This is a genomic window from Limnospira sp. (assembly GCF_051859755.1).
GTDB classification, from domain to species: Bacteria; Cyanobacteriota; Cyanobacteriia; order Cyanobacteriales; family Microcoleaceae; genus Limnospira; species Limnospira fusiformis.
Genome location: NZ_JBIMLI010000007.1, coordinates 45,345 through 66,834, shown reverse-complemented (window position 1 = coordinate 66,834; position 21,490 = coordinate 45,345). Strand labels below are relative to the sequence as shown.

Sequence of the window (21,490 nt, the reverse complement as noted above, 5' to 3'; positions counted from 1 at the left end):
TAGGTTGTGTGAAACCCAACACGAATTTATTTGTTGGGTTGGGTGAAACCCAGAAGGTAGGTTGGGTGAAACCCAACACGAATTTATTTGTTGGGTTGGGCGAAACCCAACACGAATCTATTTTGTAGGTTGGGTGAAACCCAACATTAACTCACAGATAGTGGTGTTAGGTTTGGTGACTCCACCCAAGCGACTCAACTTGGTGAATATAAATAAAATCTCACAAAAACCGGGTTTCTTTATCTCTGGTCAATTAATGATAAAATCAGGGATTGTTACTGGTGAAAGTTGAAATTGGTATCGCCCGCCTCTAGTGAGATTATTGGGGGCGGTTAATCTTGGCGTTTTATGGGTAGAAATATTATGAAAAAAGACATTCCGCCTTTGTTTGGTAAAACTAAATTTATCGAAGGTCAAATAGATGAGTTTCTGGATAAGATATCTGAAGGATGTCTATATTTTGAGATGGGAATTTCCGCTTATTTAGATTCTCAATATGTGACGGCAAGCTGTGAGAATAAAATGCAGCAATTGCGGGATTTAAAGAGGCGATGCAATGAACTTAGGCGGGCGATTGAATCCCAACTATATACGGAAATGTTGATTCCTGACTCCCGGGGTGATGTTTTAAGTTTGTTGGAGGATTTATACTATTTAATTGATTTGTTTGGCGACAGTTATCAAAGCATTATTATTGAACATCCAGATATTCCAGAAGACTATGATCAAGACTTTAAAGAATTGACGGGAATGGTGGTTAAAAGTGTGGAAACTGTTGTCATTGCGGCGCGGGCTTTTTTCCGTCATCCTGATGCGGTTCGCGATCATCTTTATCGCGTCCGAGTCTATGAAACAGAAAGCGATCGCATTGCTATTAGACTCAAAACAAATATCTTTAATTCTCAACTGCCTTTGGAACGTAAAATGCAGTTACGCGACGGAGTTGATTTGATTGACCGTCTCGCTGATGCTGCTGAAGATGCTGGGGATGAGTTATCAATTTATGCGATTAAGCGAGTCCTCTAAAACTGCTTAATTATCTCCTATTTGCGGGAAAATTTAGTTAAATTTTCTCTGGTAAGCCAGTCATAAATCAGGTAAACATGGACGCGATCGCAATTTTAATTTTTCTATCCAGTGGCTTATTTCTAGGCTGGTCTTTGGGCGCAAATGATGCCGCCAATGTCTTCGGGACTGCCGTTGGTAGTCGCATGGTAAAGTTTAGTACAGCAGCCTTTATCTGTAGTATATTCGTAATTATCGGCGCAGTAGTGGGGGGGGCTGGTGCCGCTGCTGGACTCGGAGAATTAGGCGCTGTTAATACCATTGCTGGTGCTTTTACTGCTGCTTTTGCTGCTGCTTTAACCGTCTTCTGGATGACCAAAATTGGTTTACCTGTTTCCACCACCCAAGCCGTTGTCGGTGCTATTATTGGCTGGAATCAATTTAGTGGTTCCATAACAGATACCGATACCCTCATAAAAATTCTCGGAACCTGGGTTGCTTGCCCCATCTTGGGCGCTATTTTCGCCGCCGGGCTTTATTTGGTGGTCATAGCTATTCTCGACCGTCTGAGACTGCATTTGCTGCGGTTAGATCTTTATACCCGCGCTGGGTTAATTTTAGCAGGCGCTTTCGGTTCATTAGCCCTCGGCGCTAATAATATTGGTAATGTTATGGGGGTGTTTGTGTCTTCTTCACCCTTCACTAACTTTAATATTGGGTCCGTGAGTATTTCCTCAGTTCAACAACTGTTCTTAATGGGGGGAATTGCGATCGCTATTGGTGTTTACACTTACTCAAAACGGGTAATGATGACCGTTGGTAATAGCTTAATGCCTCTCTCTCCCGTCGCCGCGTTTGTCGTCGTTGTCGCCCATTCTTTAGTATTATATATATTTTCTTCCACCGGGTTAGAAAGCCTGTTAGCTAATGCCGGCTTACCGACTATTCCCCTCATTCCCGTTTCTAGTTCTCAAGCCGTCGTTGGGGGGGGTTATTGGCATTGGACTTTTGAAGGGTATTAAAAGCGCCCGCCAAATTCGCTGGCGTGTTTTATTGGGTATTGCTTCCGGCTGGGTTTCCACCCCTATTATAGCAGCCATTATTAGTCTAGTTATGCTATTTATTTTACAAAATGTCTTTAATCAACCCGTCTATCAAAGTGTGGAATATCAGCTATCCCAAACAGTTTTAAACAAATTGGAACAGGTGGGAATACCTACCGAACCCCTACAAGATATCAGCGATCGCACTATTAGCGGCGGGGTCAATTTTCGAGATGAAGTTAGGGCGCGCATGACCCTAGATAAAAAACAGGAAAAACAACTGCTTTCCCTCGCCCAAATTCACCTAATATATATCGACCCTTTCCAAATTAAAAACCTGAATACAAGCTATCTCAATTCCGACCAAATTCGTGCCATTGGGCGGTTATCTGGGCGGACATTTTTTCATCGTTGGCAGTTAGCAGAAGCCCTCGCCGAAGAATCAGAGTCCTGGCAATTTCAGCCGCCCATAACCCGCTATAAAGATGATAACACCAAACTACAGCAACAACTTAATTATGTAGGCGATCGCTTTCATGCACCCCTGAGAATGGTTAACTAGGCTGACCGTCTAACTGTCAATGGCGGGATTTTTCACAACATCTAAAAGCCCTTGTAATTCCTCCCCTTCGATAACCTCAGTTTCCAAAACTTTCAGGGATATCGTATCTAATAAATCTCGGTTAAATTCCAGAATATCCAAGGCTTGTTGATAAGCATTTTCCACAATTTCCCGAACTTCTGCATCAATAGCCTCCGCTGTTTTTTCACTAATAGAACGTCGTCTATTACCATCACCCATTCCCAAAAAGTTAGGTTTTCCCCCTTCCTCATAAGCCAAAGGGCCTAGGACTTGACTCATACCGTAAGTAGTCACCATTTTTTCCGCCAAATTAGTAGCGCGGCGCAGGTCATCAGAAGCCCCATTAGTCACCCGTTCAAAAACAATTTTTTCCGCAGCCCTCCCCCCTAATAAAGTGGCAATTTGTTCGCGAAATTCAGTTTCATCCATTAAAAATCTATCCTCAGTCGGCATTTTTAATGTATAGCCTAAAGCACTTAAACCACGGGGAACAATCGAAATTTTAGCCACCTTTCCACCCCCCGGCATTAACGCCCCAACTATAGCGTGTCCGACTTCGTGATAAGCGACAATTTTCTTTTCTTTCTCACTCAAAACCCGGCTGCGTTTTTCCAGCCCAGCAACCACCCTTTCTATGGCTTCATAAAACTCTTGTTGTCCGACCAGTTTCCGATGCCTTCTCGCCGCCAACAAAGCCGCCTCATTAACTAAATTCGCCAGGTCTGCACCCCCAAAACCAGGAGTACGAGTAGCGATCGCTTGCATATCCACATCAGAGGCTAATTTAACCCGTTTCGCGTAGATATCTAAAATCGCTTTTCTACCTGCCAAGTCAGGACGATCAACCAACACTTGACGGTCAAACCTTCCCGGACGTAATAAAGCCACATCTAAAGCCTCTGGGCGGTTAGTAGCAGCTAACACAATCACCGTTTCCGCCCCCGCTGCAAACCCATCCATTTCCGTCAATAATTGGTTAAGGGTTTGTTCTCTTTCATCACTGCTACCACTTTGAAAACCGCCACCCCCGCCGCTTCTGGATTTGCCGATCGCATCTAATTCGTCAATAAAAATAATACAAGGTGCCTTCGTTTTTGCCTGTTCAAATAAATCCCTAACTCGCGCCGCCCCAGTCCCTACAAATAACTCCACAAATTCCGAAGCCGAAATGCTAAAAAACGGGACTCCCGCCTCTCCAGCCACTGCTTTCGCCATCAGAGTTTTACCTGTCCCTGGCGGCCCTACTAATAGTAAACCCTTGGGAATTCTCGCGCCAATTTCGATAAATCTTTGGGGATTTTTGAGGAAGTCTACCACCTCCGCTAGTTCAGCTTTTGCTTCCTCAACTCCCGCAATATCATTAAAGGTAATTTTTTCCGACTCTCCCTCCACATATACCTTCGCTTTACTTTTGCTAATTGATAAAGCACCTTGGGGGTCTCGTTTCATAAAAAATTGAAAAGCCGCCACTAAAATCAATGGCGGAACCACCCAATTTAACAAGACATTAAACCAGGCATTTTGGGGAGGTGGAGGCGCACCAAAATCTATTCCTAGGGCTTGTAAACGTCTGGGAAGTTCCGGGTCAAAAACTGGAGTAGTCGCTAAAATTCGGGGGGGTTCGTCTCCTTCCGATCGCAGTTGATAGCGAATTTCATTATCTCCCAGCAACACCGCTTTAACCTCCCCCCTTTCAATTTGTTGGATAAACAAACTATAGGGAACTTTGGGAATTCTGGGTCGAGTAATTTGCGGCACTAACCAATTGCCAATTAAAATCAACCCGGCTAGAATTAAGAGTAAATTAGCGATTTTTCTGGATTTAGGAATTTTCGGTTTTTTCTTAATACTCATAGGTTGATACCACAGTGGAGATCTATTATCTATTCTACTGCATTCTATCTAATGTGCGATATTGAATAGCCTCGCCAATATGGTTAGGTTTGATGTTGTCCTCTCCCGCTAGGTCGGCGATCGTCCTGGCTACTTTCAAAACGCGATCGCTTCCCCGCGCCGACAGTCCTAGACGGCGGATAGCTGCTTCGAGAAGTTGACAACCTGCGTCGTCCGGTTGACACCACCGCTGAATTTGGCGACTCTGCATCTCTGCATTACACTGTAAATGGGGTTCATCTTGGAATCGATGATAAGCCCTTTCCCGTCCTTTTTGGACTCTTTCTAGTACAGTTTCTGATGATTCCGCGTTGGAATGGCGGGTAATTTCTTCCGGCTTGAGTCGGTTAACTGCTACTTGCAAATCAATCCTATCCATCAGAGGACCTGATAGTTTTGCCCAATATTGTTCCCGTTGACGAGGAGAACAGGTACAGGCTTGTATGGGGTCGCCATAATATCCACAAGGACAGGGATTTGTACTCGCAATTAAGGTGAATTGGGAGGGGAAAACGACTGATAAACGGGTGCGGGTGACGGTGACAAATCCATCCTCTAGGGGTTGTCTTAAAAACTCCAAAACATTCCGGCGAAATTCGGTTAATTCATCGAGGAACAAAATGCCGCGATGGGCTAAAGAAATCTCCCCCGGTTTGGGATAACTTCCACCACCTACCAAAGAGGGTCCAGAGGCGGAATGGTGGGGGCTACGAAAGGGGCGATCGCTCACTAAAGTTCCCCGATTTTTTAACAGTCCCGCTACCGAATGAATGCGGGTAACTTCTAGGGCTTCTTCAAAGTTTAACGGCGGTAAAATACCTGGTAAACGTCTCGCTAACATGGTTTTACCACTACCTGGCGGACCTACAAAAATGAGGTTATGACCCCCGGTGGCAGCAATTTCCAAGGCGCGGCGGGCGTGGGATTGTCCTTTAACATCTTTTAGGTCTAAATTAGTGGATTTTGGGGTAGCTAAAATCCGCGAACTATCTAACCTGATGGGCTGATGATTGTCGGGATTATTCAGAAAATCTACTACCTCGAAAATCGACTTAAAACCATACACCGAAACCCCCTGAACTACCGCCGCCTCCCTAGCGTTGTCTTCGGGAACTACTAAGCCAGTAATTCCCATATTTTGCGCTTCGGCTGCGATAGGTAATACCCCCGCTACCGGACGCAAACTTCCATCTAAGGATACTTCCCCTAAAAACAGAAAATCTCCCAATAAATCGGCTTTTATCTGTTCGGAAGCTGCTAAAATACCAATACTTATCGGGAGGTCAAAACAAGGCCCTTCCTTCCGCAAATCGGCGGGAGTTAGGTTAATTACTATATTTCCCATGGGGAAACTATAACCAGCATTTTTGAGGGTGGCTTTCACCCTTTCCCGCGACTCCTGAACCGCTGTATCAGGTAAACCTAAAACAATGATTTTGGGGAGTCCTCCCGAAAGATCTACCTCAACTCCGACTTTTACCGCATCAATACCAACTACGGACGCACTCCAAACTCTCGCTAACATAATACAATTATTGATGACTTGTAGGATGGCTATTTTTATGGTATATTAGTAGGATAAGTATTATCCTAAATTTCAGAAAATCTTAACTAACTGCTATGTCTTTCTATAAGCAAAACCTAGAAGCGTTTATTAAACTCCTGACAACTCAGCCTAAATTGTTCACTGATGCTAAATGTCAAGAACTGCTGACTTTAATTGAACCTTTACCAGATGATATCGAAACTTTATCAACGGCGATCGCTAGTTGGTACGAAAAATATGATCCCATTGTTGATGCACAATTGGACATTCTCAATCATTGGAATTTTACGGAAACTTCCCATTTCCCAGCGGCTACGGCGCGTCCTGGCGCTAATTCTGCGGCGGCTACACCCACAACAATTAATAAAGAACTCTTGAAAAGTGCGATTCTCAAAACTCAACCGAAATCGCCTCACTAACCATCCTAATTAATGGCTATAAGGGAGTAAGCCATTCCCATATAGCCACTAACTTTTCAGTTGACCTCTCTCTTTAAATCCCAACATTCTCGAGAACTTCGTATAAAATCGAGTTAATGAAACTCAAAGCCAAAGCGCCAATTAAAGCACTCCAAATACCCCGACGGAGATAGAAACCTCTCACTAGCCAAGCCGCTAGTCCAAAAATCGCCATATTCAACAATAAGGTGATAATGAAACTCGAAAAAACCACGGTCAGAGGGACAGCAAGTCGGACTAAGAGATTTAATAACCCGAAAACAGCGGAGGATGTTAAGGCTTTTTTAAAGTCTTCAATTTCTACCCCGGTAAATTTGCTGAGTTTAGCAATTAAAAATAAGCTGACCGCAGTCACCAACCAAGCAATGATTAAATTCATTAGACCCATCATTTAGACCTCAGTATTAAGTTGTATGGTCGGAGGATTTCTTGATGAGATGTGTTACTAATTAATCAGCCATGACCCGCCAGCCTTGAGTTGAGTAATTCTACCTCACCCCTGAAAGAAATCTCCCGCCAACTCTATTAAACATTAAATCGGAACAACATGACATCCCCCTCTTGGACGATATATTCCTTACCTTCACTGCGGACTAAGCCTTTATCCTTAGCCGCATTCATAGACCCATGAGTAACTAAGTCTTGATAAGCTACGGTTTCGGCGCGGATAAAACCCCTTTCAAAATCAGAGTGAATAACTCCGGCGGCTTGGGGTGCGGACATTCCCTCGTGGATAGTCCAGGCGCGAGTTTCTTTGGGTCCGGTGGTCAAAAATGTTCTCAGTCCTAAGAGTTTATAGGTAGCCGCAATTAGGGATTTTAAACCGCCTTCTTGCACTCCCAGTGATTCCAAAAAGTCCTGCTTTTCGGAGTCGGAAAGTTCTACAAGTTCTGATTCTACTTGAGCGGATATAATCACAACTTGGGCATTTTCTTGGGAAGCGATCGCTCTCACTTTTTCCACCCATTCGTTACCGGTAGCCAAATCATCTTCGGACACATTAGCCGCATAAATAATCGGCTTTCTGGTCAATAAACCCAAGCCCTTAATCGCCTCGGCTTCTTCTTCGGATAAATCGACCAAACGGGCAGATTTTCCCTCGTTTAAGACGGCGGCAATTTTCTCTAAAGCACCCAATTCTAACTGGGCTTCTTTGCTAGTGCGGGCTTGTTTGCGGGTGCGTTCTATGCGACGTTCTACCTGAGACAAATCACGATAAGCCAATTCCAGATTAATAATTTCAATATCCCGCACCGGATCGACGGAACCGGACACATGAATAATATCATCATTTTCAAAGCAGCGGACGACCTGAACGATCGCATCTACCTCCCGAATATGGGAGAGAAACTGATTACCCAATCCCTCCCCTTGACTAGCACCTTGCACGAGTCCAGCGATATCAACAAATTCAATTCTGGTAGGGACAATTTGTTCGGAATTAGAAATTTTAGCTAATACCTGTAAACGTTGATCAGGAACCGCGACGACCCCGACATTAGGTTCAATGGTACAAAAGGGAAAATTAGCAGCCTGGGCTTTAGCATTAGCAACTAGGGCATTAAAAAGAGTAGATTTTCCGACATTAGGTAATCCTACAATTCCGGCGGTAAGCATACAGTTCTATAAAATTTTTATAGTGGTTGGATATATGTTATAATACCAGTAAACAGTCAAAATCTAAATAATAGATCAGCCGGAATCTGCGACCTGTGTGGATGTGGATCAATTATGGATCAAAATCAAACTCCCCTATTAACAGCCCTTAAACAAGCGGCGGAAACACCGGGTGCGGCTTTTTATACCCCAGGACATCGGCGGGGACAGGGAATTCCCGAATCTTTGGCCGCGGTTTTCGGGTCGCAAGTATTTAGGGCGGACTTGCCAGAATTGCCAGAATTAGATAATCTATTCGCACCGGAGGGAGTGATTAAACAGGCTCAGGAATTAGCAGCGGCAGCGTTTGGGGGCGACCTGTGCAGATTTTTGGTCAATGGTTCAACGGTGGGGATTATCGCGTCAATTTTAGCGACCTGTGACCCAGAAGACAAAATTCTCCTACCGCGAAACATTCATAAATCGGTAATCTCAGGATTAGTGATATCGGGGGCGCGGGCTATTTTTATTAATCCTGAATATGACCAGGATTGGCATTTACCGCTGAGTCTGACCCCAAAAGCGATCGCCCAAGCCCTAGATGAACACCCAGACATCAAAGCCGTGATGGTAGTATATCCCACCTATCACGGCATCTGTGGTAATTTAGCAGCCATAGCCACCATAGTTCATAACTATAACATCCCCCTACTGGTAGACGAAGCCCATGGCGGACATTTTCACTTTCATCAGCAACTACCCCCAAGCGCCCTACAATGCGGGGCTGATTTAACGGTACAATCTACCCATAAAGTGCTAGGGGCAATGAATCAAGCCTCAATGGTACAGATTAAAGGCGATCGCATCAACCTCACCCGTCTGGATAACGCCCTACAAATGCTACAAACCACCAGCCCCAGTTATCTGCTGTTAGCTTCTCTGGATGCAGCCCGCCATCAAATGGTCAATCAGGGTCAAAAAAGGCTCACAGAAGCGCTAGAATTAGCACAGAGGGCAAAAACTCAATTAGAAAACTTACCCGGTTTACGGGTCTATCATCCCCCGGTAACTGCTGGGTGTGTTGCTTTAGACCCAACCCGGTTAACGGTTAAGGTCAGCGACTGCGGGTTAAGTGGTTATGAAGCAGACACAATTCTGCATCAACAGTTTCGGGTAACTGCTGAGTTACCAGATCTCGAACACTTGACGATGATCATCAGTCCCGCCAACAGCCAAGGGGATATCGATCAGATGATTAAGGGATTCGCATTTCTCAGCCAGCAGGCTGTATCTGGAGAACTAGAAAATTCCCCCACACTAAACCAGCCGGACTGGCAGATGATCGATACTATATCAGCCTTTGCTACCCCCATAGCTGAGGTTTCGGCGATGTCTGTCCGAGATGCCTTTTTTGCCAAAACCATCTCACTACCAACTCCAGACTGTCCGGGTAAAATTAGCGCTGAGTGTGTTTGTCCCTATCCCCCAGGTGTGCCAATTTTGTGGCCGGGGGAAGCTATATCTAAAAAAGCGATCGCATTTTTGCAACAGGTACAAGCCTTGGGGGGAGAAATTACCGGATGTAGCGATAATACCTTAGCAACCCTGCGGGTAATTGATCATTGAAACTCCCGCCCTGGCTTTCTATTTCAAGTCCCCTAGCAGCACAAGTCACCAATTATTTTATGTCTTCCCCACTTTGGCCTTATATTACCCCAGGCATTCCCGATGACCTATTTGAACGTTTACCAGGAATTCCCATGAGTAAACGGGAGGTAAGATTGCTGTTGATTTCCTATCTACGGCTACAGCCAGATTGTATAGTGTGGGATATTGGGGCGGGAACTGGAACCATTGCGGTAGAAACTGGTTTATTATGTCCCCAGGGTAGAATTATTGCCGTGGAAAGAGATGGGGAAGTGGCTAATCTGATCCGCACTAATTGCGATCGCTTCGGTGTCACCAATGTAGATGTCATTGAAGGAAACGCCCCCGACTGTTTGCATGGACTCAAGAACCTTCCCCACCGCGTCTGTTTAGAGGGAGGAAAAGCCATCAAAGATATTCTAGTTACGGTGTGGCAATATTTACAGCCCCAAGGCCGTCTTGTAGCCACTGCGTCAAATTTAGAGACCTTGTACCTAATTTCGGAAGGGTTTGCTCAATTACAGGTGCGGAATGTGGAGGTAGTCCAATCTTCCATTAACCGCCTGGAGAGTCGAGGGCGATCGCAAAGTTTAGTAGCAATTGATCCTATGTTTATCCTTAGTGGTGAGAAAATCAGTTAATGCGGAAATTACCCCTTATTCTACCCTAGGCGGTCAGGGTAACTTCTCTGTCATCTTTTGCCAATTTGCTATTCAGTTCACTTGTTAATCAACCATGTCTTGGTCTCGTGTCATCAGTGGAATTGTGGCGATCGCCCTCGCCTTGCTCATGCTAACCCTAGGGGGATGGTACTTTACCCTCGGCTTTGGGGTGATTGTGTACCTAGGTCAGTTAGAATACTTTCAACTGGTGCGGGCTAAAGGCATCGAACCAGCCGGGAAAACTACCCTAGTTGTCAGTCAAGCCCTATTAGTTACGGCGGCGATCGCCCCCAACCTAGTAGATGCTATCTTCGCTCTAGCCGGAACCCTGATCTGCTTCTACTTGCTATTTCAACCCAGAATCTCTAGCATTGCTGATATTGCCGCCTCCATTTTGGGTCTGTTTTATGGTGGATACTTACCCAGTTATTGGATTAGGCTACGGGTGGGGCTAGATGGTTCCAGTCCCCTGTTAACCCATGTCACCACTAACCTACCTCAACTCAGATACTTTCCGCCATCGTGGGATTTATCCTATACCCTCACTGAAGGATTGACCGCCAGTCTGCTGGCTTTTGGTTGCATTTGGGCGGCGGATATTGGCGCATACATTTTTGGGAAATTTTTGGGGCGGACCCGACTTTCTGATATTAGCCCCAAAAAAACCGTAGAGGGCGCTATATTCGGGATTTTAGGTAGCATTGGAGTGGCGATCGCTGGTGCTTGGTTTCTGCAATGGCCGCAGTTTCTCTGGACAGGTTTCGCCCTGGGTATTATAATTGGCATAGCTAGTCTTTTGGGAGACCTGACCGAATCAATGATGAAGCGCGATGCTGGAGTCAAAGATTCCGGTCAACTCATCCCCGGTCACGGCGGCATTCTCGATCGCGCTGATAGCTATGTTTTTACCGCCCCCCTAGTCTATTACTTTGTCACCTTGGTGCTACCTTTATTCAAAACCTAGGGATTGACCCAAATTTTCCCCCGTAGGGTAAGCTGTTCCTTACTGATACTCAGATCCTCAATATCTACATCAGTTCCTAAGTCAATCGGAATTGACTCTAGCACAGTGGCACTAATGAGGGGATCGGCTTTGATATAGGGCTGGTGTAGTAACAGTTGGGTGGAACTGATCCGCTGTAATTGGCTATCTAAACTAAGGGCGATCGCCCCATGGGAATCTGTGATTAAATCAGCATTTAAGGTCAGGCGATCGCTATTGAGCCTTAATTGCAGATGTTCGAGGGTTCCCTCAGTCAGTGGTAAGTGAGACTGTAGCAGTTGGGTAATGGCATTGGCTAGAAGTGGCGAACTCACGGAAGCATTAAGATCCGAGGCGAGAATTTGCAAATCACAATCAACCGGGATCGCTTCCAGAAGCTGTAAAGGCTTACCCTGGAGAACCTGACGTAAATTGATACGGATACCGGAACTACTCAAAGCCACTTGGGAAAGATGCAAGCCCTGATAAATCACAGCCTTGGCTGAGACGGACACGGTGGGAATAGATCCCCTTAGTAGCGATCGGTTACCACCTCCGACGTGGATTTTTAAAGATTCTACCCCCTCCACTTGCGATCGCAACCAAAGCTGTAGCGCCGCCGATAGAACCGTTGCGATCAGTTTCTTTTCCTCAGTTTTAGTCCCCGTCATAATCTCGCTGTTAATTTGTTATCAAAAAATCAAGAATTGTTGTAATATTGGTATATGCAGCATAGATATATGCAAGAATCTAACTCGTCAGTCTCACCTACAGATTGATCCACTACTACGGAAACTCCTATAACTCCCATAGTTAAGGAAAATCAGTGCCTTCTACCCAGCAAATCACCCCGTTGTAATCCAACATCCATAAGGGATGCCCTGTCGTCAACCTCTATGAATGAAAGGCTACAGAAAATCATATCTCACTGGGGAGTCGCCTCTCGTCGTCATGCCGAGGAGATGATACTATCAGGAAGGGTCAAAGTAAATGGCGATCGCGCTTATTTAGGCCAGAAAGCAGATCCCAAATGCGATCGCATTGAAATTGACGGACGCGCACTGCACCCTTCCAGTCAACCCCAACCCCTATACCTACTGCTAAATAAACCCCTAGGCGTAGTTTGCACCTGTGCAGAACCCCAAGGCCGAAAAGCGGTTTTAGACCTGCTGCCGCGTCAAATGCGAGTCGGACAGGGACTGCACCCCGTAGGTCGCTTAGACAGCGACTCAACCGGTGCATTACTCATCACAAATGATGGTGAACTGACATTTCTTTTAACCCATCCCCGTTATCATGTAGCTAAAACCTATCAAGTTCTAGTCCAAGGCTGTCCTCCAGAATCTGTTTTAGAACAGTGGAGACAAGGTATCCTACTATCTGGTAAAAACACATTACCAGCTCAAGTTAGGCCCATCGGGAAACCGAGCCGCTCTCAGACTTTGCTAGAAGTGGTTTTACGAGAAGGGAGAAACCGACAGATTCGGCGAGTAGCAGAGGCTCTCGGTTATCCAGTGGTTCAACTGCATCGGACAGCAATTGGGCCTATTTATCTCAACTCGACTGGGAAACCTGAATTAGCTTCAGGTGAATATAGATCCCTGAAAAACTCTGAAGTGCATTTGCTAAAGAATCGAGTCTGTGTCTGGAAATCTGGCAGTTGTTCTTGAGGATCATGGCTTATGAAATTAACTCTTACTCACCCAATTTTTCAAAATAGATCCGAAAATCACAAGCAACCACAAAATCGAGTTGATCATGACCAGGCACAACGCCTATCAGATATTGGTCAACAGTTGCGTGATGCCAGGATGAAAAATTCCTTCTCCTTGGGTATGGTGGCAGCTTATACCCGTATTCGCACCCATTTACTCCAAGCCATCGAAGAGGGTGAAATAGATAACCTACCTGAACCTATTTATACTCAGGGTCTGATTCGCCAATATGCGGATGCTTTGGGGCTGAATGGAGAGGAGTTAGCCAATTTCTTTTTACCGGAATCTGGGGAAAAGACTCTGGCGCGATCGCTTAAATTGCTGTCTCTGCCACAATTACGGCCAACTCATCTGTATCTAACTTATACTCTACTGATTATTTGTGCCGTTAATGCGCTGTCTTATCTGGTTCCCCAATCCGGTGAATTAGCAGTTACACAGACAGAATCAGCTAGTGGGGATACTGTGGTCACGCCACAGCCAAATCCGGTAACCACAACACCATCCCCCCCACAGAGTCAGTTAGTGTCTCAATCTTCCACTACCGTAGTGGTAGCAGAATCATCAGCACCGACACCCGCACCCGCACCGACACCCGCACCCGCACCACAACCTATTATTCAGGATGTTGAAGTGGGAATAGTGGTTAAGGATGAGTCTTGGGTACTGATTGAAATAGACGGAAAAACCGAATTTCAGGGAATATTACCCGGTGGCACTCAAAAAACCTGGACAGCTAAAACTGAAGTGGTGGTAGTGGCCGGAAATGCCGGAGGCGTATTGGTGAAGGTCAACAACGGCGAAGCCAGACGCTTGGGAGAACCGGGAATGGTGCAAGAAGCGGTATTTAAGGCTGGGAATAGCGATGAAACCGCCGATATTCCCAGTTCCTAGTTCACCTTTTATCTAGGCGCGCGTCCATAGGTATCTGTCCAGAACTTCAGGCGATCGCCAATTTCATCAGTTAGCAACCCAGGCTCACAACGCCAAGCCCAGTTACCCTCAGCGGTACTGGGTTTATTCATTTTAGCCTCACTTCCCAATCCCAACACATCTTGTAGGGGGAAAATTGCCTGATTAGCCACTGATGACAAAGCCAGCCGAATCATATCCCAGTGAATGCCATCATTTAGCACCTCACCTAGATAACCTAAATAACGAGTTACATGAGCCTGTTGTTTAAGCGATCGATTATTAAACCAACCCACAGTCGTATCATTATCATGGGTTCCCGTATACACCACCCAATTAGGGGAAGTGTAGTTATAGGGTAAATAGGGGTTATCCCGTCCTGAATCAAATGCAAAATGCAGCACCTTCATACCCGGTAACTCAAATTTATCCCGCAAGGCTTCCACCTCTGGCGTAATAATCCCCAAATCTTCAGCAATAATCGGCAGTCGTCCTAACTTTTCCTCAATGGTGTGGAATAGATCCTCTCCCGGTGCATTTACCCACTCACCATTCATGGCAGTAGTTTCCCCCTGGGGAACTGCCCAAAAAGACTCCAGACCCCGGAAATGGTCAATCCGAATAAGGTCTACATAATCCAACATTGATTGAATACGATGCACCCACCAATCAAACCCATTTTGTTTAAGGCGATCCCAGTTATAAACCGGATTACCCCACAGTTGCCCACTTTCGCTAAAATAATCGGGTGGGACTCCTGCCATTAACGCCGCCTCTCCCGTTTCTCCGTCTAAACAGAAAATTTCGGGATGAGACCACACATCCGCACTATCATGGGCTACATAAATCGCCAAATCTCCAAAAATCTGGATTCCCTGTTCATTGGCGTAGCGCTTCAAATTTGCCCACTGACGATTGAAGGTAAATTGCAGATACTTCTGGAAAAAGATTTCTTCGCTCAGTTTTTCCTGCCATTTTTTCATCGCTTCTGGCTTGCGCCGGGAAATTTCATCATCCCAAGTGTGCCAACTCGCCCCGTCTTGGGCATCTTTGAGAGCCATAAAAAAGGCATAGTCATCTAGCCAGTAGCTTTTCTGGCCACAAAATTCATCAAATTCGCGATGAAGGTCTGATGGTTCCTGTTTCCGAAAATTCTGGAAGGCTTTAAGAAATAGAGGGGTTTTCAGTTCTCTTACCCGGTCAAAATCCACCATATCTGTGGGTAGGGTGGGGATTTTGTCTAAATCTTTTGCTGTCAGTAGTCCGGTCTCGGCTAACATATCAGGACTGATTAACAGAGGATTTCCCGCAAAGGCGGAATAGGAAAGGTAAGGAGAATTTCCAAACCCGGTTGGACCTAGGGGCAGGATTTGCCACAGTTGTTGGTGACTGTCTCTGAGAAAGTCCACAAACTGATAAGCATTCGGCCCTATGTCCCCGATGCCATATCGACCTGGTAGGGAGGTAGGGTGTAATAAAATGCCGCTAGATCTGGGCTGAAATGACATAAGAAACCTAAAAGATATAATTGTTTCCACTGGTGACAGGGTGGCTTGTCCTCTCGGCACAGCTTCTTGATCCACCTGCCATCAGGAAAATACCATCCCCTGTCCTACATTTTACTCCTGCTAGGGACGGATTTGGCATAATTAAAAGCTGATTCTGTCCAAACTCTAGGGCGATCGCTCTCGGTTCTGGTAGTGGGACTCTTCATAATCACTATCATCTTACCTACTCTTTCATGGGTTGATATTACCGGATTGCCGGAATTGTGAAACCTCGATGAAACCAAGATGATTAATTTATGAAATGCCCTATTTATTAACCGTAAATTGCGACGAAAATCGGATTTTTATGATACAATGCTTGGGGCGCTAATTATCGGCTCTATGTCCTATTTATTCAAGGGGAGGAAACACTGATAATATGTTAACTGCATTTACGGCGGGACTTTTATTGATTAGCTTGTCGGAATTAGGTGACAAAACCTTTTTTATTGCTGTTATTTTGTCAATGCGATACCCGAGAAGGCTGGTTTTTACCGGGGTGGTGGCAGCTTTGGCATCTATGACAATTATTGCTGTGGTTATGGGTCGAGTGGTGGCTTTCTTGCCGGAAATTTATCTGCACTGGGCGACGATTTCCCTGTTTGGTTTATTTGGAATTAAATTGTTATACCAAGCAAGTAAAATGCCGTCCTCTCAGTCCTGTGGTGAGGAAGAAGAGGAGGCTAGGAAGGCAGTAGCCGCGTCAAATTTAGCTAATAATAAGTCGAAGCTGCGGATATTGCTGGAAGCGTTTACTTTAACTTTCCTCGCGGAGTGGGGCGATCGCACTCAAATTGCTACCATTGCTTTAGCAGCCACTTATCACCCCGTGGGAGTAATATCAGGGGTGATTTTAGGGCATAGTATCTCAACTGCGATCGCCGTTTTGGGAGGCCGCATAATTGCGGGTCGCATTTCCGAACGCACCATTACAGCCGTTAGCGGATGTTTATTTATTGTTTTCGGCTTGGTGGCTTTAATTAATGGTGTCGAAAACGTTTCCGTTTAATCAGTTTTGGGAACTATCATGACTGGATTTTGGGGCTGTTTCTAAAGGTTTATTAACCGTAGTTTTGCCATTGCCATTGCCATTGCCATTGCCATTGCCAGTTATGATAGTGTAGCCGTTACCATTAGCATTTTCTGGGGCATAATACACAGGTTCTGAAGCCTGACGGGTGGCGGGGTGTTTATCACCCACTAAACGGGACTGTAAAGTGGTAGCAATGATATAAAACACTGGCACAATATACAAACTCAGTAGAGTGGAAACCAGCATTCCTCCCATGACGGACATACCAATAGAAACCCGACTAACTGCACCCGCACCTGTGGCAAAAGCCAGAGGCATGACCCCAAAAATAGTCGATAAAGCCGTCATCAAAATGGGTCGAAAACGGACTTTTCCCGCCTCGATCGCCGCCTGAGTAATAGACCGCCCCATTTCTCGCAGTTGGTTAGCAAATTCCACAATGAGAATGGAGTTTTTAGTCGAAAGTCCGATTAACATAATCAAACCAATGCGGCTATAAATATTTAACTCCAATTCAGCAAACCATAGCGCCCCAAAAGCACCTAATAGGGATAGGGGGACCGCTAATAAAATCACAAACGGATCCACAAAACTTTCAAACTGCGCCGCCAAAGTTAGGAAAATAAAGGCTAGGGATAACCCGAAAATGTAAATTGTCGCGTCTCCAGCTTGACTAAACTCGCGGGACTCTCCAGCTAGGTCTGTTCTCATGGTCTCAGGAATAGTGCGATCGGCTAGATCTTGGAGTGCTTCTAAGGCTTCACCGAGACTATATCCTGGGGCGGCACTACCTTCTAAAGTCGCCGACCGGAAGCGGTTAAAGTGGTTAATTTGCGGTGGTAGAGTCGAGTCACGGATAGTCACCAAATTACTGAGGGGGACCATTTGACCGGACTCCGATCGCACAGATATTTCCCCAATATCTTCAGGACTAGCCCGAAATTCCGACTGTCCCCTAACTATCACTTCATAACGTTGATTTCCCCGGTTAAAATTGGTAATTTCCCGACCACCCAGCATAATTTGCAAAGTCCGGGCTATTTCTTGCACAGAAACCCCCAAATTTCCGGCTTGGGATCTATTTACCTCTAAGACCAATTCCGGCTTATTCAGCTTTAAATCGGTGTCCATATTGACCAACTGAGGTAATTCATTCGCCGCCATAGCCAATTGTTCCGAAACTTGTGCCAACTCGCTAATATCATTTCCCTGAAGCACAAATTGTACAGGTTGACCGAGGCGACTTCCTGGTAGTGAACTCGGATTAATTGCAAATACCATGGCATCGGTAATTTGCGAAAACTTGCCAAATAAACGTCGCACGATCGCCTGTTGAGACTGTTCCGGTTCTGTACGTTCTGACCAAGGGACAAGGCTAGTAAAAGCAAAGCCTCGGTTAGCTTGGGCTGCGCCTCTCCCAAATCCGGTTAGGGTAAAAAATGCCCGCATTTCCGGGACATCAGCCAAGATTTCTTCAACTTCCTGAACCACATTATTAGTATAGTTTATACTCGCACCTTCGGGAGCATTAATCGGCACAAAAATCCGCCCCCTATCTTCCGTTGGCAAAAACCCTTGAGGCAATTGTACAAATAGCCAAGCTGTGAGACCCAGAGATGCTACAAATCCCAGCAAAATTACAGGTTTCAATGAGATCAACAATCGCAAACTGGCATCATAGATATTCGCGATGCGATCGAGCAGCCAATCAAAGGCATTCAGAGGGGCTGATAGCAGCCTCATCAACAGGTTTTTACTGCTGTGGGATGGTTTTAAGATAATCGCCGAAACAGCGGGCGCTAAGGTGAGAGCAACGAAGGATGAGAAGACCACAGAAATGGCTAGGGTGATGGCAAATTCATTAAAAATCTGTCCGGTTGCTCCCCCGGAAAAACTGACTGGCACAAATACGGCAATTAGCACCACAGTAGTGGCAATTACAGCAAATACCACCTCCCCCATGGCATGAATGGCAGCCTGGAAAGGGTGCATTTTCTTCTCGTCAATATAGCGGACGATATTTTCTAAAACCACAATGGTATCATCTACCACTAATCCGGTGGCTAGGGTTAGGGCAAATAGGGTCAATACATTAATGGAAAATCCCAGAAAAAACATGGCACCAAATGCGCCAATTAATGAAACGGGAATGGTGATGGTGGGAATTAGGGTAGCCCGCCAGTTTTTCAGAAATAGGAAGATGACTAACACCACCAGGGATATGGCTAACAGGAGACTTTGCCATACTTCATCAATGGCAACTTGCACAAATTCCGAGTAGTCTACTGCTACGGTATAATTCATGCCTTCGGGGAAGTTTTGGGAAAGTTCTTTCATTCTTTCCTTAACCCCTGTAGCCACTTCTAAAAGGTTCGCGTCGGAAAGTCTACTAACTCCTATGGTAACGGCGGGTTGACCCCTAAATCTGGCAATGGTGCGATCGCTTTCTGCGCCGATTTCTGCATAGCCAATATCTCCGATGCGTATTTGTGTACCGTCGGGGTTGCGTCTGATAATTAGGTCTTCGTATTCAGGGGGGGTTTGTAGTCTTCCTAGGGTGCGGACGGGAAATTCCATGGTCTCACCTTCGATGCGACCGCTAGGGATTTCTACGTTTTGTCTCTGTAGGGCATTTTCTACATCTAGGGGGGTCACATTGCGGGCGGCCATCCGTTTAGCATCTAGCCAAATTCTCATGGCGTAGCGACGTTCCCCACCGATGAAAATACTACCGACCCCGTTAACAGTTTCTAGGGAGTTTCTCAGGAATTGGTCGGCATAATTACTGAGTTCTAATGTGCTAAAGCGATCGCCATATATGGCAATCCACATAATGCGATCGTCGTCGCTACCATCCTTAGAAACTACCGGGTTATTCACATCAGAAGGTAGTCGCCCCGTCGCCCTAGACACACGGGAGAGAACATCCTGGACGGCTACTTCTAAATCCCGTTCCAATTCAAACTCAACATTGATAGAACTTAGCCCTTCTCGACTAGAGGAGGTCATGGTTCTTAATCCTTGAACCCCGTTAATAGCCGCCTCCAGAATCTCCGTAACTTCCGTTTCTACTACTTCCGCATTCGCCCCCGGATAGGTAGTCCTAACTCTCACAATCGGAGGATCAATGCTGGGAAATTCTTGCACAGGTAGTCGGGTGAATCCCACAAAACCGACTAGGATAATTACCAGGGAACAGACCGTAGCAAAAACAGGACGTTTGATAAAGAAATTGGTAAACACAATTAACCCTCACTATTTATTGACTCTTGGACTCGACCCCAGTTAATTTTGAGGATTGATAGCTGCACCATCTGACAGTCTTTGAATACCGGAAACTATCAGTTTTTCACCCGGTCGTAAACCTTCCACCACTTCCGCATATTGCTCCCTAATTAAACCTAACCGAATTACCTGTCTTTTGGCGGTGGGATTTTCTCCCCCTTCCGTGGTAAATACAAACCTTTCATCTCCCGAAAATTGTACGGCGGTCATGGGTACAACTACTGTGTTTGGTTTTTCATTCCAAATTACCCGCGCCCTCACGAATTGACCAGTACGGAGGAGTCCGTCAGGATTAGTAAATGTCGCTTTGGCTAAGATACTTTGAGAATTAGGATCTACCGTCGGGGAAATAAAGCTAATGCGTCCGGTTCCTATAGGTTCACCTTGGGGGTCTTGCATTTCTACTGCTAGTCCCTCTCGTAGGTCGCCTTGGCGTTCTAGGGGAATAGATAATCTCAATTCTAGGCGATCGTTTTCTGTGAGGGTGGTTAAGGTCTCACCCCGGCTCACAAAGTCTCCCGGTCTCGCCGTCACATCACCAACTATCCCCGTAAAAGGTGCTTGTACAGTCGTCTCTTGTAGCTGCACTTCTAACTGGCGAACACGGGCGGCGGCTTCCGCTACTTGGGCTTCCGCTTGGTCGATTTCTTGGGGTCTCGTGCCGCTTTCTAATCGTCTTAACGCCTGTTCAGATTGTTCGACTCCCGCTTGTCTCAGGGCTATTTCTGATTGGCGATTTTGCTGCAATTGTTCTAGTCGTCTTTCGGATGCTCTCAGGTTGGCTTGGGCGGTTTGTTTTTGCGACACTAAAGCATCAAATTCATCTCTGGAAATTGCCCCGGCTTCCGTGAGTTCTTGAAATCTAGTTACCCGTTTTTCCGCTAATTCTGCTGCTGCTATATTGGCATCTATTTGGGCTTTCGCTTGATTGATTTCTGCCAGTAAACTACCCGATTCCGCATCACTTAGGCGGGCGATAGATTCCCCTAATCTCGCACGGGCTTCCGCAATTTCTTCCGGGCGACTTCCGGCTTGTAATTCTGATACTCTGGCTTGGGTTCGTACTAGGTTGGCTTGGGCTTGTCGCAGTTGCGCTTCTAGGTCATCACTTCTTAAACGGGCGATCGCCTGCCCTTGATTTACCATTTCCCCTGACCTAACATATACTTGGGTGATTCTCCCGTCTATTTCCGATCTTACTTCCACCGACTCCCGCGCTTGTAGCGTTCCCACAAATTCCCCAGCATCCTGAAAGTTCCTAGTTTCTATGCTGGCTACTCTCACCGGAACTCCCCTCGGTCTTTGGGGGGAATTAGTCGCCGCCGCTGGGGTAGTGTCCGCTTGCGCTTTACTAGAATGCCACCATTGACCCCCAGCAAAGCCTACTCCTAGGGCGAGTAATATTCCTACCGTGGCTGATACCAAACCCGATTTATTACTAGGTTCTGATTCCGAATGGCGATCGCTTTCTATCTGCTTTTGGTCTTCTCTTTGTGACTGTTCAGGTATCCCCTCAACTTCCACTACAGACTGATGATAATTCGGGTTTGATGATTCTGATGATGGATAAGACATAATAAATT

18 protein-coding genes are annotated in these 21,490 nt (G+C 45.9%); 10 read left to right on the top strand and 8 right to left on the bottom strand.

Features of this window, described 5'->3' with window-relative positions; all coding sequences use genetic code 11:
- Positions 1 to 363: 363 nt before the first annotated feature.
- The 3 genes from ACTIE0_RS02545 to ACTIE0_RS02535 all read left to right on the top strand — a co-directional run bounded on the left by ACTIE0_RS02545 (position 364) and on the right by ACTIE0_RS02535 (position 2,610).
- Positions 364 to 1,026: a DUF47 domain-containing protein gene (locus tag ACTIE0_RS02545; RefSeq protein ID WP_008056024.1), complete on the top strand. Its 663-nt coding sequence runs from the start codon at positions 364 to 366 to the stop codon at positions 1,024 to 1,026.
- 77 nt (positions 1,027 to 1,103) lie between these two features.
- Entirely contained in the window at positions 1,104 to 2,027 is a 924-nt protein-coding gene (locus tag ACTIE0_RS02540) for an inorganic phosphate transporter (RefSeq protein WP_006668972.1), read from the top strand.
- Complete coding sequence (locus ACTIE0_RS02535; RefSeq protein WP_235720188.1) at positions 2,014 to 2,610, top strand: hypothetical protein; 597 nt, start codon at positions 2,014 to 2,016, stop codon at positions 2,608 to 2,610. Before ACTIE0_RS02540 ends, ACTIE0_RS02535 begins: the two co-directional genes overlap by 14 nt.
- Before the next feature lie 9 nt (positions 2,611 to 2,619).
- Here ACTIE0_RS02535 and ftsH read toward each other — a convergent pair whose 3' ends face one another.
- Together ftsH and ACTIE0_RS02525 are read right to left on the bottom strand one after the other, a co-directional pair.
- A complete protein-coding gene (gene ftsH, locus ACTIE0_RS02530; protein ID WP_006622720.1) occupies positions 2,620 to 4,485 on the bottom strand; it encodes an ATP-dependent zinc metalloprotease FtsH in 1,866 nt (621 codons plus the stop codon).
- A 34-nt stretch (positions 4,486 to 4,519) separates the two neighbouring features.
- Positions 4,520 to 6,049 (bottom strand): YifB family Mg chelatase-like AAA ATPase, encoded by a 1,530-nt coding sequence (locus ACTIE0_RS02525; RefSeq protein ID WP_006668974.1) that lies wholly within the window; start codon positions 6,047 to 6,049, stop codon positions 4,520 to 4,522.
- Positions 6,050 to 6,144: 95 nt separating this feature from the next.
- Here ACTIE0_RS02525 and ACTIE0_RS02520 point away from each other — a divergent pair, with 95 nt between their 5' ends.
- Positions 6,145 to 6,489, top strand: coding sequence for a hypothetical protein (locus tag ACTIE0_RS02520; protein WP_006668975.1), 345 nt, complete (start codon positions 6,145 to 6,147; stop codon positions 6,487 to 6,489).
- Between the two features lie 73 nt (positions 6,490 to 6,562).
- On the opposite strand, the gene ACTIE0_RS02515 is transcribed toward ACTIE0_RS02520, so the two are convergent.
- Both ACTIE0_RS02515 and ychF read right to left on the bottom strand, forming a co-directional pair.
- Positions 6,563 to 6,907, bottom strand: a complete 345-nt coding sequence (locus tag ACTIE0_RS02515) for a phage holin family protein (protein ID WP_083806237.1) — start codon at positions 6,905 to 6,907, stop codon at positions 6,563 to 6,565.
- 146 nt (positions 6,908 to 7,053) lie between these two features.
- On the bottom strand, positions 7,054 to 8,145 hold the full coding sequence (gene ychF / locus ACTIE0_RS02510; RefSeq protein ID WP_006622716.1) for a redox-regulated ATPase YchF: 1,092 nt from the start codon (positions 8,143 to 8,145) through the stop codon (positions 7,054 to 7,056).
- 114 nt (positions 8,146 to 8,259) lie between these two features.
- Here ychF and ACTIE0_RS02505 point away from each other — a divergent pair, with 114 nt between their 5' ends.
- The 3 genes from ACTIE0_RS02505 to ACTIE0_RS02495 all read left to right on the top strand — a co-directional run bounded on the left by ACTIE0_RS02505 (position 8,260) and on the right by ACTIE0_RS02495 (position 11,397).
- The gene (locus tag ACTIE0_RS02505; RefSeq protein ID WP_006668977.1) at positions 8,260 to 9,750 is read left to right on the top strand and encodes an aminotransferase class I/II-fold pyridoxal phosphate-dependent enzyme; all 1,491 of its coding nucleotides are present in this window, start codon (positions 8,260 to 8,262) and stop codon (positions 9,748 to 9,750) included.
- Between the two features lie 59 nt (positions 9,751 to 9,809).
- Positions 9,810 to 10,412, top strand: a complete 603-nt coding sequence (cbiT, locus tag ACTIE0_RS02500) for a precorrin-6Y C5,15-methyltransferase subunit CbiT (protein ID WP_006668978.1) — start codon at positions 9,810 to 9,812, stop codon at positions 10,410 to 10,412.
- Between the two features lie 94 nt (positions 10,413 to 10,506).
- Complete coding sequence (locus ACTIE0_RS02495; protein ID WP_006622713.1) at positions 10,507 to 11,397, top strand: phosphatidate cytidylyltransferase; 891 nt, start codon at positions 10,507 to 10,509, stop codon at positions 11,395 to 11,397.
- On the opposite strand, the gene ACTIE0_RS02490 is transcribed toward ACTIE0_RS02495, so the two are convergent.
- Positions 11,394 to 12,086 (bottom strand): LmeA family phospholipid-binding protein, encoded by a 693-nt coding sequence (locus ACTIE0_RS02490; RefSeq protein WP_006668979.1) that lies wholly within the window; start codon positions 12,084 to 12,086, stop codon positions 11,394 to 11,396. The two genes, ACTIE0_RS02495 and ACTIE0_RS02490, sit on opposite strands and share 4 nt — an antisense overlap.
- 225 nt (positions 12,087 to 12,311) lie before the next feature.
- On the opposite strand from ACTIE0_RS02490, the gene ACTIE0_RS02485 reads away from it, so the two are divergent.
- Entirely contained in the window at positions 12,312 to 13,085 is a 774-nt protein-coding gene (locus ACTIE0_RS02485) for a pseudouridine synthase (RefSeq protein ID WP_006622711.1), read from the top strand.
- A gap of 12 nt (positions 13,086 to 13,097) precedes the next feature.
- Positions 13,098 to 14,024: a helix-turn-helix domain-containing protein gene (locus tag ACTIE0_RS02480; RefSeq protein WP_006668980.1), complete on the top strand. Its 927-nt coding sequence runs from the start codon at positions 13,098 to 13,100 to the stop codon at positions 14,022 to 14,024.
- A gap of 8 nt (positions 14,025 to 14,032) precedes the next feature.
- Here ACTIE0_RS02480 and malQ read toward each other — a convergent pair whose 3' ends face one another.
- Complete coding sequence (malQ, locus tag ACTIE0_RS02475) at positions 14,033 to 15,550, bottom strand: 4-alpha-glucanotransferase (RefSeq protein WP_006668981.1); 1,518 nt, start codon at positions 15,548 to 15,550, stop codon at positions 14,033 to 14,035.
- Positions 15,551 to 15,968: 418 nt separating this feature from the next.
- Here malQ and ACTIE0_RS02470 point away from each other — a divergent pair, with 418 nt between their 5' ends.
- Positions 15,969 to 16,598, top strand: a complete 630-nt coding sequence (locus ACTIE0_RS02470) for a TMEM165/GDT1 family protein (RefSeq protein ID WP_006668982.1) — start codon at positions 15,969 to 15,971, stop codon at positions 16,596 to 16,598.
- Here the strand turns inward: ACTIE0_RS02470 and ACTIE0_RS02465 are convergent, their stop codons facing one another.
- Entirely contained in the window at positions 16,599 to 19,865 is a 3,267-nt protein-coding gene (locus ACTIE0_RS02465) for an efflux RND transporter permease subunit (RefSeq protein WP_006668983.1), read from the bottom strand. It abuts the gene before it with no gap.
- Between the two features lie 42 nt (positions 19,866 to 19,907).
- Positions 19,908 to 21,482, bottom strand: a complete 1,575-nt coding sequence (locus ACTIE0_RS02460; RefSeq protein WP_006668984.1) for an efflux RND transporter periplasmic adaptor subunit — start codon at positions 21,480 to 21,482, stop codon at positions 19,908 to 19,910.
- Positions 21,483 to 21,490 lie beyond the last annotated feature (8 nt).